This is a genomic window from Paenirhodobacter hankyongi (assembly GCF_003664585.1).
Taxonomy (GTDB): domain Bacteria; phylum Pseudomonadota; class Alphaproteobacteria; order Rhodobacterales; family Rhodobacteraceae; genus Rhodobacter; species Rhodobacter hankyongi.
Window position 1 is genome coordinate 38,875 of sequence record NZ_RCHI01000006.1, and the last position, 15,980, is coordinate 54,854.

The following is a 15,980-nucleotide window of genomic DNA, read 5'->3' on the forward strand; positions in this document are numbered from 1 at the left end:
GGGCTTGCCGATGGGCTCAGGCACGCGCGGCATCGTCGAGGCGCAGCTGCACCTTGCGCCGCCCGCCCCAGGTGTTGATCTCTAGCTTGCCCGCGAGGTGAAAGCGCCCCGCTCCGCCCGCGCTCAGCGTCGGGCCGAGCGGGCCGTCGAAGGCGCCGAAGGCCACCGCTTCGATCCGCGATCCGAGCCCGTCGCCCAGCGAGAAGCGCAGGTGGCTTTCGCCGATCCGGCGCGGGCCGGTCACCTCCATGTCGGGGAAGGCGAAACGCGGGGCAGGGGCGCCCTGGCCGAAGGGGCCGGCGCGCTCGAGCTCCTCGATCAGCTGGGCGGTGGCGGCGCCGGGCATCAGGAGCCCGTCGAGGCGCAGATCGCGCGGCCCGCCGGCGCCGGCGCCCTGCCGCGCCAGCAGCTCGCTCAGCCGCGCCATGGCGGGTTCCAGCTGCTCCGCCGCGACGGTGAGGCCGGCGGCCATCCGGTGCCCGCCGCCCTTCAGCAGCAGCCCCTCGGCCGCGACGCGCTGCACCGAAGCACCAAGGTCGACGCCAGCGACCGAGCGGGCCGAGCCCTTGCCGATGCCGTTCTCGAGCCCGATCACCACCGCCGGACGGTTCGTCGCCTCCTTCAGCCGGGCGGCAACGATGCCCACCACGCCCGGGTGCCAGCCCTCGCCCGCCGCCCAGACGAGCGGCGCGTCAAGCCCGCGCTCCTCGGCCTGGGCAAGGGCGGCATCGCGCACCCGGTTCTCGATCTCGCGGCGCTCGGAATTCAGCTGGTCGAGCCGGGCGGCGAGCGCCTCGGCCTCGGCCCGGTCGTCGGTCGACAAAAGCCGCGCGCCAAGATCGGCCGCGCCGATCCGCCCGCCCGCATTCACCCGCGGGCCAAGGACGAAGCCCAGATGATAGGCCGAGGGCGCCTGATCGAGCCGCGCGACGTCGGAGAGCGCGACCAGCCCCGGCCGCTCGCGCCGCGCCATCACCTTCAGCCCTTGCCGCACCAGCGCCCGGTTCACCCCGATCAGAGGCGCGACATCGGCCACCGTCGCCAGCGCCACGAGGTCGAGAAGCCCCATCAGGTCGGGCCCCTTCACGCCCTTCTCGCGCAGCTGCCGGTTCGCCTCGACCAGCATCAGGAAGACGACCGAGGCGGCGCAGAGATGACCGAGCGAGCCGTCCTCGTCGAGCCGGTTCGGGTTCACCACGGCCAGCGCCTCGGGCAGGGTCTCGGCGCCGAGGTGGTGGTCGAGGATCACCACGTCGGCGGGTTTCGCCGCGGCCACCGGCTCGTGGCTGAGCGTGCCGCAGTCGACGCAGACGATCAGCGGGTGGTCCTTGGCCAGCGCCTGCATCGCCGGCACATTCGGGCCATAGCCCTCGTCGATGCGGTCGGGGATATAGAGCGTCGCCTCGCGGCCTATGGCGCGCAGCCAGGTCAGCAGAAGCGCCGCCGAGGACCCGCCGTCGACGTCGTAATCGGCAAAGACGGCGATGCGCTCGCGCCCGTCGATCGCGCGCAGGAAGCGGGCGGCGGCCTTTTCCATGTCGCGCAGGCTGCGCGGGTCGGGCAGCAGCTCGCGCAGGGTGGGTTCGAGGAAGCCCGCGGCCTCTTCGGGGGCGACGCCGCGGGCGACGAGCACGCGGGCAAGCGGCAGGGGCAGGCGCGTCTCGCGCGCCATCGCCTCGGCAAGGCGGTCGGCCTCGTCCGTGGGGCCGATCCAGCGCCGCCCGGTCAGCGACGCTTCGACATCAAGGAATGCACTCATGCCCTTCCCATAGCCGATCGGCGCGCGGCCTGCCAGCATTGGCTCAGGCGCCGACGGCCTTGCGCACCATGTCCCAATAGATCGCCTCGACGGTGTCGAGGCTGAGCCGCCCGCCCTCGCGATACCAGGTGTTCACCCCGGTCAGCATGGCGATGATCGCGAGCGTGGCAAGCTTGGTGTCGGGCAGGGCAAAGGCCCCTGCCGCGCGGCCGGCGATCAGGATCTTTTCCAGCTCGGTCTCGTAGGCGCGGCGCAGCCCCTCGATCACCGCGAAATTCCCGGGGCCGAGGTTGCGCAGCTCCATGTAGCTCAGGAACACCGCCTCGGCCCGGGTCAGGTTGAAGCGGATGTGAAAGCGCACGAAGGTTTCAAGTGCTGCAAGCGGCTCGCCCTGTGGCGCGACCTCGGCCCAGGCGGAGAGCAGCTCTTCCATGTGGCTTTTCAACAGGTCGAAAAGCAGCGCCTCCTTGTCGGGGGTGTAGAGGTAGAGCGCGCCGGCCTGCACGCCGACCGCCGCCGCGATCTGCCGCATCGAGACCGCGGCAAAGCCGTGGCGCGCGAACAGACGCTGCGCCTCGGCGCGGACGCGCGGGCCGGTGATTTCGGAATGGGAGCCTGTCTTGCGTGCCATCTGCGCAGATTATCTGAACATCTGTTCAATATCAAACCCCGGCTGCGGGGACGTCTTGCGGCTCTGGTCAGCGCCGGCGGGCGGGCTTATGGTCGGGCCGTTGACAGGAGCCGCCATGACCCGCCTTGCCCTTGCCCTCGGTCTTCTCGCGCTTGCCGGTTGCGGCGCCTCGGATGCGGACTATCCCGCGCTGGTGCCGATGGAGACGCTCCTTTCCGAGGCGCCGCTGACGCCCGATCCGGCGCCGGTGCTCGAGGCTCGGGCGGATGCGCTGCGCGCGCGGGCTGCGGCGATCCGCGCCGAGCAGCCCTGAGCCGGCTTCGACGCGTTGCAAGGTCGCGCCCGACAGGCTAACAGGGCTCAAGACCAATCCAGCGCAAGAGGTTCCCATGTCCGCCCCCGACGTTTCCCCGCTCCGCCTCGGCATCGCCGGGCTCGGCACCGTCGGCATCGGCGTGGTCAAGATCGTGCAGCGCCATGCCGATCTGCTGGCGGCGCGTTCGGGCCGGCCGGTGGTGATCACCGCGGTCTCGGCGCGGGACCGCACGAAGAACCGCGATGCGGACCTGTCGGGCTATGCCTGGGAAAACGATCCGGTGGCGCTGGCGCAGCGCGACGACGTCGACGTCTTCGTCGAGCTGATGGGCGGGCACGAGGGCGCAGCGAAGAACGCGATGGAAGCGGCGCTGAGCTCCGGCAAGGACGTGGTGACGGCGAACAAGGCGCTGCTGGCCCATCACGGCCAGGCACTGGCCGAAAGCGCCGAGGCGCTTGGCCGGGTGATCCGCTTCGAGGCGGCGGTGGCAGGCGGCATCCCGGTCATCAAGGCGCTGACCGAAGGGCTTGCGGGCAACGCGATCCGCCGCGTGATGGGTGTGATGAACGGCACCTGCAACTATATCCTGACCCGGATGGAAAGCGCGGGCCTGCCCTATGAGACGGTGTTCGAGGAGGCGCGCGCGCTTGGCTATCTCGAGGCCGACCCGAACCTCGATGTCGGGGGCATCGACGCGGGGCACAAGCTGGCGATCCTCGCCGCCATCGCCTTCGGCACCAAGGTCAGCTTCGACGCGGTGCAGCTTGAGGGCATCGGCAAGATCTCGATCGACGATATCCGCCGCGCCGATGACATGGGCTACAAGATCAAGCTGCTCGGCGTGGCGCAGATCACCGGCCGCGGGCTCGAGCAGCGGATGATGCCCTGCCTCGTGCCCTCGTCCTCGCCCTTCGGACAGCTGCAGGGCGGCACCAACATGGTGCTGCTCGAGGGCGATTCGGTCGGCCAGATCGTGCTGCGCGGTGCCGGTGCGGGCGAGGGGCCGACGGCCTCGGCGGTGATGGGCGACGTGGTCGACCTCGCGCGTGGGCTGCGGATGCCGACCTTCGGTCAGCCCGCGGCGACGCTCGCCGAGCCGGTCGCGGCGGTGGCCTCGGCGCCGGCGGCCTATTACCTGCGGCTCGAGCTGATGGACAAGCCGGGCGCGCTGGCCAAGGTCGCGACGGTGCTGGGCGAGGCCGGGATCTCGATCTCGCGGATGCGCCAGTACGGCCATGCCGATGCGACCGCGCCGGTGCTGATCGTCACCCACAAGACCACGCGCGACGCGATCGATCTTGCCATTGCAGGCTTCCCGGCGACCGGCGTTGTGGCCGGCGAGGCGGTGGCGATGCGGATCGAAGAGGTCTGATCGCCCCGGCGGCGGGGCAGGGGGCGGCGCTGTGCCGCCTGTGCGCCCGCCGTTAGCGTTCTCAGGGTTGTCTCTCGCGCGCGCTCGGGCTTAGCTGTTGGCGGCCCTTCGCATTCCGAGACAGGACACAACCATGACTCCCCCCATCGATTTCAACGACCGCATGCTCTCGCTGGGCCTTGCCCGCGTCTCCGAGGCCGCGGCGCATGCCTCTGCCCGGCTGATCGGCCGCGGTGACGAGAAGGCCGCCGACCAGGCCGCCGTGAACGCCATGCGCGAACAGCTCAACAGCCTCGACATCAAGGGCGTCGTGGTGATCGGCGAGGGCGAGCGCGACGAGGCGCCGATGCTCTATATCGGCGAGGAAGTGGGCACCGGCGAGGGCCCGGCCGTCGACATCGCGCTCGACCCGCTCGAAGGCACCACGCTGACGGCCAAGGACATGCCGAACGCGCTGACCGTCGTCGCCATGGCGCCGCGCGGCACGCTCTTGCACGCGCCCGACGTCTACATGGAGAAACTGGCGATCGGCCCGGGCTATGCCAAGGATGTCGTGAGCCTCGAGATGACGCCGACCGAACGCGTGCTGGCGCTGGCCAAGGCGCAGGGCGTGCAGCCCGGCGACATCACCTGCTGCATCCTCGAACGTGACCGCCACGCCGAGCTGATCCGCGAAGTGCGCGAGACCGGCGCCGCGATCCGGCTGATCACCGATGGCGACGTCGCCGGCGTGATCCACTGCGCCGAGCCCGATTTCACCGGCATCGACATGTACATGGGCTCGGGCGGCGCGCCGGAAGGCGTTCTGGCGGCCTCGGCGCTGAAGTGCATGGGCGGGCAGATGTGGGGCAAGCTGCTGTTCCGCAACGACGACGAACGCGGCCGTGCGGCCAAGGCCGGGATCACCGATCTCGACAAGATCTACACCCGCGACGAGCTGGTGAAGTCGGACGTGATCTTTGCCGCGACCGGCGTCACCAACGGCTCGATCGTGCGCGGCGTGAAGCGCGAACCGAACTACATCGAGACCGAGACGATCCTGATGCGCTCGAAGACCGGTTCGGTGCGGCGGGTGATCTATCGCAACCCGATCCGCTGAGCGCGTCCCGCGCAAGGCCGCCAAGATCGAACGCCGGGCCCGAGGGCCCGGCGTTTTGCACTCGGGCGCTGTCGGGAGGGGCGGACTAGTTGCTGTCGAACCACTTCGTGCGCGGTCCGCGCGGGCGGGTGACCACGAACTCGCCGAATTGCAGGTTCGATTTCAGCCCCATCTCGACGGTGTTGTTGCCGCCAAGCGACAGCGCCTTGTCGCCGATGTTGAAGATCGGCGAATAGAGATAGCCGGCCTCGACGATCGCCGCGGAATCCCCTGCGGCCATCATCGGGATGACGTTGGCCTTGGCGTCGAGTGTCGACTGGGTGTAGGCGGCGTGGCCGCCGGTGGCGAAGGAGGCAATCGAACCCGCCGTCGAGTCCGAGCTGCGCAAGGTCACCAGCTTGTTGGTGCCGTCGCAGGCCCGGGCATCCGTTTCGGTTTCGACGCAGGAGATCAGCGTCACCCGGATCCAGCTTTGCGCGTCGCCGCGCGAGCGGGTGGCGGCGTCGAAGATCGTCTTGATGCCGGCGACATAGGCGGGCCCGATCGGATCGCGCTCGCGCGAGATCAGGTCGGCCACGGTATAGGTGGCGCGCGACACCACCGCGCGCATGCGGAAGGCGTCGTAGATCTGGTAGGCGGTCATGAACCAGCCCAGAAGCAGCACGCTGCCGAACAACCCCTCGATCACGGCCGAGCCGCGGCTTTGTTTCAGGAACCGGCGCAGGAACCGCAACGTCGTCATCATTCCCTCGGCTCGTTCACATAGGCGGTCATCGCGACCAGGGCGAAGCGGCCGCTCGAATCCTTCACCAGCGCTGCGCCAAGCGGGTCCATGTCGGACATCGTCTTCAGCTTCAGACAGGCCCGCACCACCATCAGCTGGTTCGACCCGCCGTAATCGAGCGTCGGGTTCAGCACATCGGTGCTGCTCGAATCGGTGCACAGGGGGCGGCCGGTGTTGCTGAACTGCCAGGTCGTGGTATCGACCGGGAAGATCTCGACTGCGAGGTTCGCGGTGCAGTCGGGCACGAAGCGGATCGCCGCGCAGATCTTCTGCTTCAGCTGGTCATGCGTCAGGTTGACCATGTTGCCGATCCGCAGCTCGCGCGTGGCCACGTCGACGGCGCGCTCGAGCAGGAGCTGGCGCAGGTTCGTCACCATCATCTCGACGCCGGCCAGCATGATCATGAAGAACAGCGGTAACCAGAAGATCGTCGGGATGGTGACGGCGCCATCCTCGCGCCGCAGCCGGCGCAGCAGGGACGGTCCGGGGCGGTGTGTCGCGCGCATTCTCCGCCCCCTCAGTTCGTCAGTCGCAGCGCGTTGATCGCCGAGGCGATCGAGGAGAAGGCGTCGGTCAGGTCCTCGGCGTTGACGTCATAGGCATAACCCTCCGACGTCGCGCATTGACGCAGGATCGTCTTGCCCGCGGTCGGCGCATTCACCGCGACGGTGAAGATATAGATCCCGTGCAGATCGTTCTTGGCGACCTCGCACAGCTTCAGCAGCGCCGAGTCCTTCTGTGTGAACTCGGACTGCACGGACATGTCGTTGTAGATGCTGCCGGTCGTGACCGTCGAGTCGATCGCCTTCATCGGATTGTAGAGGAAGGTGTTGATCACGTATTGCAGCGTGTAGTTCTTGCTCCAGATCGTCTCCCAGGTGATCGGGTAGAGGGTGCCGCTCGGCGTGCTGTACCAGGTCTTGTCATAGAGGCGGTAATAGGGCTTTGTCCGGCCGGGAGCGTAGTAATAGAGCTTGCTCCACGCCGTGCTGTTCGAGCTGTCGGCGAAGGCCGTTGCGCTCGAGGTCGACACGAAGCCCGACGCGCCGGTGCGATAGGCGGATTTGGTCGAATAGGAACGGGTGTTCTGCCCGTCGGTCATCAGCACCAGCACTTTCATCGCGCTGTCGCTGACCGTCTGGCTGCCGGTGCTGTAGTCGAAGGGGCGTCCCGAGAGGTCGGAGCTCGCGTAGCCCTTGACGATCAGCTTGTCGAGAGCGGTGCGCGCGGCCGGATCGAGCAGCGCGAGGCCCCAGCGGGCGCCGACGTCGATCGCGGTGTCGCCGCCCGGGGTGAGGGCGTTGATCGCGCTGTTGATTGTCGTCTGGTTGTTGGCAAAGGCCAGGACTGCTGCCGCGGTGGCGTTCGGGCAGTTCTCGATATAGGTGGTCTTCTGCACCGACCAGGTGCCCTGGCCAAGCGCGGACTGCCCTGCATAGTCGAAGCTGTCGCCATACATCGTTCGCTGCAGCGCCCGCGACGCGGAGATGGCGAAATCGCCGTCGGACAGGGCCTCGATGTCGGCGCAGGTGTTCTTCGTGTGATCGGTCGAGAGGCTGAACGCGGCCGAGGTCTTGGTGCCGAGCGTCACCTGCTGGTTGTAGGGCACGATCGAGATCGAGAGCCGGCCGGCCGGTGCGCTTGAGGGCTGCACCGTGTCGAACATCTTCTGCACGAAGGCGAGGGCGGCCGGGCGCAGCTTGTCCATGCGCGTCGGGTAGCGGCCGTCATAGCTGCTGTTCGTCGGGTAATAGATGTTCTCGTTCATCGAGCCCGAGATATCGAGCACGAGCGAGATCTCGACGTTGCCGATCTCTTCCTGAGCGGTGCTGGCGACGGCCACCTCGAGCGAGTTGATGTTGATCAGCCCGCCGAAGATGGTGTGCATGTTGTCGGTGGCCTTGACGGTCACCCGGCGCCATTCGCCGAGACTGCCTTGCGCGACCTCGGGCGTCACGTCGAGATAGTCGAGCCCGGCCTTTTTCAGGTAGTCGTCGACCACCAGCGCCGGGTCGAGTTGCTGCGACAGCGAGGCGGCGGCCAGCGCGGCGCGGTCAAGCGTGTTCTGGATCTTGGTGCGCCGTTCTTCCTGGCGCACGAAATCGATCGAGATGCCGGTGCAGATCAGCATGACGAGGAAGATCTGCATCGCCAGGTGAATCAGCGCGCCGTCCTCCTCGCGCAGGAAGCGGGCGAGCCGACGGGCGGTTCTGCTCTCGTGCCGGAAAGTCACCATGCTGCTCTCTCCATCCCGTTCCGGCGGCGGACCGCAGGGCGCGAATAGTCTTTTCCGGGGAAGGGTATGCGCGTGCTTCGGGGCGGAATTGGGGCGCTGTTCTGGCAAATTCGCCCGATTGTCCCGGGTGGACGGGGCAATTGCCCGGATTCGCGGGCATCGTTTTGCTGGCATTGGGCAATGCGCCACAATTCCGGCATGCTCTGCCGGGGGCGTTGAGGAATTTCTTAACGTTTTCTTGCGCCGCCGCATGCGCCGATTCGCTGTTCCCCCCTCTCGACAGGGGGGCGGGGCGGGCCATATTAGGGGGCATGAGTCTTCCGCCCGGCTTCCTTGACGAATTGCGCAATCGCGTCTCGATCTCGCAGGTGGTCGGGCGCAAGGTCGTATGGGACATGCGCAAGTCGAACCAGGCCAAGGGCGACTTCTGGGCGCCGTGCCCGTTCCACCAGGAAAAGAGCGCCTCCTTCCACGTCGACGACCGCAAGGGCTATTACTATTGCTTCGGCTGCCAGGCGAAGGGCGACGCTCTGACCTTCCTGCGCGAGACCGAGAATGTCGGCTTCATGGAGGCGGTCGAGATCCTGGCGCGCGAGGCGGGGATGCAGATGCCGGCGCGCGATCCGGTCGCGGCGCAGAAGGCCGACCGGCGCAGCGAACTTGCGAAGGTGATGGAAGAGGCGGTGAAGCATTACCGGCTGCAGCTGTCGATGCAGGGCGGGGCCGTCGCGCGCGACTACCTTGCCCGCCGCCGCCTCGGCCCCGAGGCGCAGGCGCGTTTCGAGATCGGCTTTGCCCCCGACCAGCGCCAGGGCCTGTTCAACGCGCTGAAGGCGAAGGGGATCGCCCCCGACCTGATCGTCGAGGCCGGGCTTTGCGCCCGCCCCGAGGATGGCGGCGCGCCCTATGACCGCTTCCGCGGCCGCATCATCTATCCGATCCGCGATGCGCGGGGGCGGGCGATCTCGCTGGGCGGGCGGGCGATGGACCCGAACGCGCGGGCGAAATACCTGAACGGCCCCGAGACCGCGCTCTTCGACAAGGGCCGCAACCTCTACAACCACGGCCCCGCGCGCGAGGCCTGCGCGAAGGGCGCGCCGCTCATCGTCTGCGAAGGCTACATGGACGTGATCGCGCTGGTCGAGGCGGGCTTTGGCGGCGCCGTTGCGCCCTTGGGCACCGCGGTGACCGAGGAGCAGCTGCACCTGATGTGGCGCATCCACGACGAGCCGGTGATCGCGCTGGATGGCGACGCGGCGGGGATGCGCGCGGCGCTGCGGGTGATCGACCTGGCCTTGCCGCTGCTCGAGGCGGGCAAGGCGCTGCGCTTTGCCATGCTGCCGGGCGGGCAGGACCCGGACGAGCTTATCCAGGCGGGCGGACGCGCCGCGATGGAGCAGGTGATCGCCGGCGCCCGGCCGATGGTCGACCTGCTCTGGGCGCGCGAGATCGAGGGCAAGGTCTTCGACAGCCCCGAACGCCGCGCCGCTCTCGACAAGACGCTGCGCGCGACGATCAGCCGGATCAAGGATCCCTCGATCAAGGTGCATTACGGCGAGGAGATCAAGCGGCTGCGCGAGGATCTCTTCGGCATGAACCGGTCCCGCGGCGGGCGGGACGAGGGGCTCCGCTCTGCCCCGCGTGATGGCGGCGGATGGCAGCCCCCGCGCGAGGGCGGCGGCTGGCAGTCCGCACGCGGGCGGGGCTTCGGTCGCGCCCCGGCGCCCGCGCTGCCGCTGCCCGCGACCCGCTCGACGCTGCTCGCCGCCGCCCCGGACGAGCGCGTGACCGAGGCGCTGCGCGAGACGATGATCCTGGCGATTCTCGTCGCGCATCCGGTGCTGGTGGCCGAGTTCGAGGCCCGCCTCGATCGCATCGTCTTTGCCGATCCGGGGCACGAGCGGCTGCGCGGCCTGATCCTTGCCCATTGCGCCGAACCGCCCGAGGCGATCGCGGCGGCCCTTGCCCGGGCGGGCGATGACCTTGAAAAGCTGCTCGCCCAGCCCCATGTGCGCTCGGCCCCCCCGGTCCTGCGCCGCGACGACACCGATTTTGCGCGCATGTGCCTTGCCGAGGAGCTGGCCAAGCTGCAGGCGGCGCGTGCCGTGCGCAGCGAGACCGAGGAGGCGATGGAAGAACTGGCCGGCCTGGCCGACGAGGGGCTCACCTGGCGAATCACCCAGGCGACCCAGGCGCTGCATCAGGCCGGGAAATCGAGACTGGAGGACACCAGTGATCTGGGCGAGGACCGTGAAGCGATGTCTGCCTTTTTGCAGTCTCTTCTGGAAAAACATGGCGGTGGAAGCGGCAGCGCCTGAGACGCTGCGCAAAAGGGCCGATTCGGCCCTGTGATTCGACCCCGTGATTCGATAAGACAGATCAACCGATTCGATCCCGTCGCGCCCCGGCCCACCGGCGTGACGACGCCCGAGAGAGCCCGAGCAGGAGCGCACATGGCCGCCAAGGACATCGACGAGAACAAGCCCGACACCGCCGCGGACGAGGACACCTCCTTCGACATGAGCAAGGCCGCGGTCAAGCGCATGATCGCAGAGGCGAAGGAGCGCGGCTACATCACCTACGACCAGCTGAACGCCGTGATGCCGCCCGAGCAGGTGTCGGGCGACCAGATCGAGGATGTGATGTCGATGCTCTCGGAGATGGGCATCAACGTCGTCGAGGCGGAAGAAAGCGAAGAACCCGAGGCCGGCGGCGCCGTGGCCGAGACCGGCTCCGGCTCGCGCGAGATCACCGTCGCGACCTCGACGAGCGAGACGCTCGATCGCACCGACGACCCGGTGCGGATGTATCTGCGCGAGATGGGCTCGGTCGAACTGCTGTCGCGCGAGGGCGAGATCGCCATCGCCAAGCGCATCGAGGCCGGCCGCAACACGATGATCGCGGGCCTGTGTGAAAGCCCTCTGACCTTCCAGGCGATCACCATCTGGCGCGACGAACTTCTGAGCGAAGAGATCCTGCTGCGCGACGTGATCGACCTCGAGGCGACCTTCGGCCGCTCGCTCGACGGCGAGGAGGACGACCTGGAAGCCCCGGTCGAGGGGCTCGAGGTCGACGAGACGCAGGCGGGGGCAGCCACCGCGGCCCCGCGCCGCACCTCGAACGAGCCCGAGCTCGATGCCGACGGCAACCCGCTGATGCGCTCGGACGACGACGAGGAAGACGACGAAGGCTCGAACATGTCGCTCGCCGCGATGGAAGCGGCGCTGAAACCGAAGGTTCTGGAAACCCTCGAGGTGATCGCGCGCGACTATGCGACGCTCGCCGAGATGCAGGACCTGCGCATGTCGGCGACGCTGAACGAGGATGGCACCTTCTCGGTCGCCGAAGAGGCGGCCTATCAGAAGCTGCGCTCGGAAATCGTCGGCCTCGTCAACGAGCTGCATCTGCACAACAACCGCATCGAGGCGCTGATCGACCAGCTCTACGGCATCAACCGCAAGATCATGTCGATCGACAGCGGCATGGTGAAGCTCGCTGATGCCGCCCGCGTCAACCGCCGCGAATTCATCGAGGAATACCGCGGCTACGAGCTTGACCCGACCTGGGTCGACCGGATGCAGGCGAAGGGCGGCCGGACCTGGGCGACGCTGTTCGAGAAATCGGGCGACAAGGTCGACGATCTGCGCGCCGAGATGGCGCAGGTCGGCCAGTATGTCGGCGTCGACATCTCCGAATTCCGCCGCATCGTGAACCAGGTGCAGAAGGGCGAGAAAGAGGCGCGTCAGGCCAAGAAGGAAATGGTCGAGGCGAACCTGCGTCTGGTGATCTCGATCGCGAAGAAATACACCAACCGCGGGCTGCAGTTCCTCGACCTGATCCAGGAAGGCAACATCGGCCTGATGAAGGCGGTCGACAAGTTCGAATACCGCCGCGGCTACAAGTTCTCGACCTATGCGACCTGGTGGATCCGTCAGGCGATCACCCGCTCGATCGCAGATCAGGCGCGCACGATCCGCATCCCGGTCCATATGATCGAGACGATCAACAAGCTGGTGCGCACCGGCCGCCAGATGCTGCACGAGATCGGTCGCGAGCCGACGCCCGAGGAACTGGCCGAAAAGCTGCAGATGCCACTCGAGAAGGTTCGCAAGGTGATGAAGATCGCCAAGGAGCCGATCTCGCTCGAAACGCCGATCGGCGACGAGGAAGACAGCCAGCTCGGCGATTTCATCGAGGACAAGAACGCGGTCCTGCCGCTCGATAGCGCCATTCAGGAAAACCTGAAGGAGACGACGACGCGGGTTCTGGCCTCGCTCACGCCGCGCGAGGAACGCGTGCTGCGCATGCGCTTCGGCATCGGCATGAACACCGACCATACGCTCGAAGAGGTCGGTCAGCAGTTCTCGGTCACCCGCGAACGTATCCGCCAGATCGAGGCGAAGGCGCTGAGGAAGCTCAAGCACCCCTCGCGCTCGCGCAAGCTGCGCTCCTTCCTCGACCAGTGACACGAGGCGCCCCCGCAAGGGGGCGTTTTGCCATGCTGCCCGATTTCGCCGCCCCCGGCCTGCGCACGATCATCTGTGGCACCGCCGCCGGCCGCCGCTCGGCCGAGCTCGGGCGCTATTACGCCGGGCCCGGCAACAAGTTCTGGCCGGTGCTCTTTCGCGCGGGCCTTGTGCCCGAACCGCTCGCCGTCGGTGACGAGGCGCGGCTTCTGGGCTTCGGCATCGGCCTGACCGATCTCGCCAAGGGCGTGTCGGGCGGCGACGCCCAGATCCCGGTGCAGGCCTATGATCCCGCGCGGCTGCGGGCCTTTCTTGCGCAGCACCGCCCGTATAGCTTCGCCTTCAACGGCAAGAACGCGGCGCGCCGCTTCCTTGGTGCGCCCCGCGTCGGTTTCGGCCCGATCGAGCACGACGGCCTTCCGGTCTGGATCCTGCCCTCGACCTCGGGCGCGGCGAACGGGGCCTGGGACGAGGGCATCTGGCGCGCCTTCGGCACCTTCCTGCGCGAAATCCCCTTCTCCTTGCCGAAAATACCTCGGGGGTGAATTCGGCATAGCCGAAGAGGGGGCAGCGCCCCCTGCTTCCTCTTGGACTTCCTCTCCGGCAGGTCTACCCTTGCTCTGCCCGGCCATGCCGGGCGGCTTCAGGGAGTGTTCCATGCGTGCCCTTGCCCCATTGCTCACCGCCGCGGCTCTCGCCCTTTCCGCGGGTACCGCATCGGCCGGCGATTTCCTCGCGCTGAACGGGCTGCGCGTCGTGCCCGCAGGCGGGCAGGAGTTCCATGTCGCCTTCGGCGGCCTCACCGGCAATGATGATTTCTGGTGTGCCGCGGGCGATTTCGTCCTGCGCGGGCTCGGCCTGCCGCCCTCGACGCGGATCTACCGCACCTCCCCCCCGCCGCGCCGTGCGGGCGAGGGGGTGGATTTCTCGCTCAGCGATGCCAGGGCCGCCGACAGCGGCTTCACCCGCTTCGGTGCGCGGGACAAGGGGATGAGTGCCGCGGCCGCGCAGCATTTCTGCCCGCTGGTGCCGTTCTTCCCCTTCAACTAGGGCAGGGGCTCAGGCCAGCGCGCGGGCGATGGTCTCGGCCATCGGCTCGGTCGGATGCCCGATCAGCGCCGAGAGCGTGTGGCTTTCGTCGAAAAGCGCACCCTTCGCCGCCTGCGCATCGCTGTCGGCCAGGATCTTCGCAAAGCCCTCGGGCAGGCCCGCGCCGATCAGCGCCGCGGCATAGTCGGCCTCGGGCAGGTCGACATAGGTGACCGGCTTGCCCGCCGCCTGCGACAGCAGCGCTGCGAACTCGGCCAGCGTCACGCTCGCGTCGCCCGCAAGCTCATAGGTCTTGCCCTCGTGGCCCGCGCCCGCGAGCACCACCGCCGCCGCCTCGGCATAGTCGTGCCGCGGTGCGGTCGAGAACCGGCCTTCGCCGGCCGCGCCGAAATGCTTGCCAAGGCCCAGGTCGGTTTCGAGTGAGGCCAGCAGGTTCTCGGAATACCAGCCGTTGCGCAGGAAGGTATGCGCGATGCCGCTCTCGAGGATCATCGTCTCGGTCGCCTTGTGCTCGGCCGCCAGCGCCATCGCCGAGCCCTGCGCGTTCAGGATCGAGGTATAGGCGATGAAACCGACGCCCGCGGCCTTTGCCGCCGCGACCACATTGCCGTGCTGGCGCGCGCGCTGGCCCACGGCCGAGCCCGAGATCAGCAGCAGCCGGTCAACCCCCGCAAAGGCGGCGGTCAGGCTGTCGACGTCGTCGTAATCGCCAAGCCGCGCGCCGAGGCCCTGCGCCTCGAGCGCCGCCGCATCCTCGGGGCGCCGCACGAGGCCGATGATCTGGCCGGGCGCCACCCGCGCCCGCAGCGCCGCAATCACCAGTTGGCCCAGCTGCCCGTTGGCGCCGGTCACCAGGAAGGTCTGTTCGCTCATCTCCGTTTCCTCCGGTTGCGAATCGTGTATAAGTCTCTTTTAGAGACCGTATCATCATGCGGAAAGGAGGCAGGTTTTCCTGCCAAGGTTACCTGGAGGGAACCGATGCGCGACATGCTGGACCAGATGGACCTCGCCAATTGCCCGGTGCGCCACGTGCTCGACCATATCGCGGCGAAATGGACGACACTGATCCTGCTCGAGCTCGAGCCGGGCCCGTGCCGCTTCAACGCGCTCGCCCGCAGCCTGCCCGACATCTCGCGCCGGATGCTGACGCAATCGCTGCGCGATCTCGAACGCGACGGGCTGATCGCGCGGCAGGTCTTCCCGACGAAACCGCCGAGCGTCGAATATGCGCTGACCGATCTGGGCCGCTCGCTGCTCGGCCCGCTTTGCGCGCTGATCGACTGGGCCAAGGCCTCCGCCCCCGAGATCGCCACCGCGCGCGCGGCCTTCGCGGCGCAAGCCTAGGGCTTTCGCCGCGCGCGCGGGCCTGCTACCTCTGGGAAAAGACTTCCGGAGGATCCGATGACCGCGCGCCTGTTCCTGCTTTTCCCGATGCTGCTTGGTGCCTGCACGCTCGAGGGGATGTCGACCGACCCGACCGCGCCGAGCCTCGACAAGGCGGGCACCTGCTTTGCCCTGGTCACGGCCGAGCAGGATGGCAGCTATACCCTGATGACCGGTATCGCCGATGGCTCGAAAGCGCCGGTGGGCGTGCCGAAGGCCGGGCTCGATGCCGCGGCGGTCGACAAGGCCTTCGCCAGGGAACGCGCGATCATGGACATCAACCCCGAGTGTCTGGCGATCTATGCCAAGGGGCGCGAGGCCGCCCAGCCCGGCGCGTGATGCACCGCCGCGTCGAGATCCCGACACGCGGCCCCGGGCTTTACGAATTCACCGGCGCGCTGCGCGCCTGGGTCGAGACGGCGGCGCCCGAGGAGGCGCTGCTGACCCTCTTCGTGCGCCACACCTCGGCCAGCCTGGTGATCCAGGAGAATGCCGACCCGGAGGTGCGCCGCGATCTGACCGAGGCGTTGCACCGGCTGGTGCCGCCCTCGGACCGGCCGGAAAGCGCCTGGATGACCCACACCTACGAGGGGCCGGACGACATGCCGGCCCATGTGAAGGCGGCGCTGTTGCCGACCAGCTTGCAGATTCCCGTCATTTCCGGGCAAATGGCGCTTGGGACCTGGCAGGGAATATACCTTTTCGAACATCGGCGCGCGCCCCAGCGGCGCGAGGTGGTGGCGCTGCTGCGCTGAGTCCCGGCCGCCACACCCGGCCCACCGGATCTGGTGGTCTCACATTTATGCTACCCAAAAGCTCGCCTCCCCCCTATAGTCCTGTGGATAACCGGGGCACCAGACCCCACATGCGGCGGGAACAGGAAA

16 protein-coding genes are annotated in these 15,980 nt (G+C 68.1%); 10 read left to right on the top strand and 6 right to left on the bottom strand.

All coding sequences use genetic code 11. The features are described 5' to 3' along the window. Window positions 1-16: 16 nt before the first annotated feature. Window positions 17-1,759 (bottom strand): single-stranded-DNA-specific exonuclease RecJ, encoded by a 1,743-nt coding sequence (gene recJ / locus DYS74_RS07895; RefSeq protein ID WP_121532972.1) that lies wholly within the window; start codon window positions 1,757-1,759, stop codon window positions 17-19. Between the two features lie 43 nt (window positions 1,760-1,802). Continuing rightward, on the bottom strand, window positions 1,803-2,390 hold the full coding sequence (locus DYS74_RS07900) for a TetR family transcriptional regulator (RefSeq protein WP_121532609.1): 588 nt from the start codon (window positions 2,388-2,390) through the stop codon (window positions 1,803-1,805). A 115-nt stretch (window positions 2,391-2,505) separates the two neighbouring features. Between DYS74_RS07900 and DYS74_RS07905 the strand changes: the two genes are divergently transcribed. From DYS74_RS07905 to glpX, 3 genes are all read left to right on the top strand, one after another. Beyond that, window positions 2,506-2,703 carry a hypothetical protein gene (locus DYS74_RS07905; protein ID WP_121532611.1) on the top strand — a complete coding sequence of 66 codons (198 nt, stop codon included), beginning with the start codon at window positions 2,506-2,508 and terminating at the stop codon, window positions 2,701-2,703. A 76-nt stretch (window positions 2,704-2,779) separates the two neighbouring features. Then, window positions 2,780-4,078 carry a homoserine dehydrogenase gene (locus DYS74_RS07910; RefSeq protein ID WP_121532613.1) on the top strand — a complete coding sequence of 433 codons (1,299 nt, stop codon included), beginning with the start codon at window positions 2,780-2,782 and terminating at the stop codon, window positions 4,076-4,078. A 133-nt stretch (window positions 4,079-4,211) separates the two neighbouring features. Continuing rightward, window positions 4,212-5,177 (top strand): class II fructose-bisphosphatase, encoded by a 966-nt coding sequence (gene glpX, locus DYS74_RS07915; protein WP_121532615.1) that lies wholly within the window; start codon window positions 4,212-4,214, stop codon window positions 5,175-5,177. 85 nt (window positions 5,178-5,262) lie between these two features. Here glpX and DYS74_RS07920 read toward each other — a convergent pair whose 3' ends face one another. Genes DYS74_RS07920 through DYS74_RS07930 form a run of 3 tightly spaced genes read right to left on the bottom strand, consistent with a single transcriptional unit; the run spans window position 5,263 to window position 8,197 of the window. Next, window positions 5,263-5,922, bottom strand: coding sequence for a TadE/TadG family type IV pilus assembly protein (locus DYS74_RS07920; RefSeq protein ID WP_147435469.1), 660 nt, complete (start codon window positions 5,920-5,922; stop codon window positions 5,263-5,265). Next, a complete protein-coding gene (locus tag DYS74_RS07925) occupies window positions 5,919-6,467 on the bottom strand; it encodes a TadE/TadG family type IV pilus assembly protein (RefSeq protein ID WP_121532619.1) in 549 nt (182 codons plus the stop codon). Before DYS74_RS07925 ends, DYS74_RS07920 begins: the two co-directional genes overlap by 4 nt. An 11-nt stretch (window positions 6,468-6,478) precedes the next feature. Next, window positions 6,479-8,197 carry a TadE/TadG family type IV pilus assembly protein gene (locus DYS74_RS07930; protein WP_183077487.1) on the bottom strand — a complete coding sequence of 573 codons (1,719 nt, stop codon included), beginning with the start codon at window positions 8,195-8,197 and terminating at the stop codon, window positions 6,479-6,481. A 311-nt stretch (window positions 8,198-8,508) separates the two neighbouring features. Between DYS74_RS07930 and dnaG the strand changes: the two genes are divergently transcribed. From dnaG to DYS74_RS07950, 4 genes are all read left to right on the top strand, one after another. Further along, complete coding sequence (dnaG, locus tag DYS74_RS07935; protein ID WP_121532623.1) at window positions 8,509-10,515, top strand: DNA primase; 2,007 nt, start codon at window positions 8,509-8,511, stop codon at window positions 10,513-10,515. 135 nt (window positions 10,516-10,650) lie between these two features. Further along, window positions 10,651-12,663: an RNA polymerase sigma factor RpoD gene (gene rpoD / locus DYS74_RS07940; RefSeq protein ID WP_121532625.1), complete on the top strand. Its 2,013-nt coding sequence runs from the start codon at window positions 10,651-10,653 to the stop codon at window positions 12,661-12,663. Between the two features lie 32 nt (window positions 12,664-12,695). After that, window positions 12,696-13,208 (top strand): mismatch-specific DNA-glycosylase, encoded by a 513-nt coding sequence (locus tag DYS74_RS07945; RefSeq protein WP_121532627.1) that lies wholly within the window; start codon window positions 12,696-12,698, stop codon window positions 13,206-13,208. Window positions 13,209-13,320: 112 nt separating this feature from the next. Further along, the gene (locus DYS74_RS07950) at window positions 13,321-13,713 is read left to right on the top strand and encodes a hypothetical protein (protein ID WP_147435471.1); all 393 of its coding nucleotides are present in this window, start codon (window positions 13,321-13,323) and stop codon (window positions 13,711-13,713) included. A gap of 9 nt (window positions 13,714-13,722) precedes the next feature. Here DYS74_RS07950 and DYS74_RS07955 read toward each other — a convergent pair whose 3' ends face one another. After that, window positions 13,723-14,586, bottom strand: coding sequence for an SDR family oxidoreductase (locus DYS74_RS07955; RefSeq protein ID WP_121532631.1), 864 nt, complete (start codon window positions 14,584-14,586; stop codon window positions 13,723-13,725). A 105-nt stretch (window positions 14,587-14,691) separates the two neighbouring features. On the opposite strand from DYS74_RS07955, the gene DYS74_RS07960 reads away from it, so the two are divergent. From DYS74_RS07960 to DYS74_RS07970, 3 genes are read left to right on the top strand one after another with little or no spacing between them, the layout of a single operon-like run. Further along, entirely contained in the window at window positions 14,692-15,057 is a 366-nt protein-coding gene (locus DYS74_RS07960; protein ID WP_121532633.1) for a winged helix-turn-helix transcriptional regulator, read from the top strand. Window positions 15,058-15,114: 57 nt separating this feature from the next. Then, a complete protein-coding gene (locus tag DYS74_RS07965; RefSeq protein WP_121532635.1) occupies window positions 15,115-15,435 on the top strand; it encodes a hypothetical protein in 321 nt (106 codons plus the stop codon). Continuing rightward, complete coding sequence (locus DYS74_RS07970; protein ID WP_121532637.1) at window positions 15,435-15,851, top strand: secondary thiamine-phosphate synthase enzyme YjbQ; 417 nt, start codon at window positions 15,435-15,437, stop codon at window positions 15,849-15,851. The genes DYS74_RS07965 and DYS74_RS07970 overlap by 1 nt, the downstream gene beginning before the upstream one ends. Window positions 15,852-15,980 lie beyond the last annotated feature (129 nt).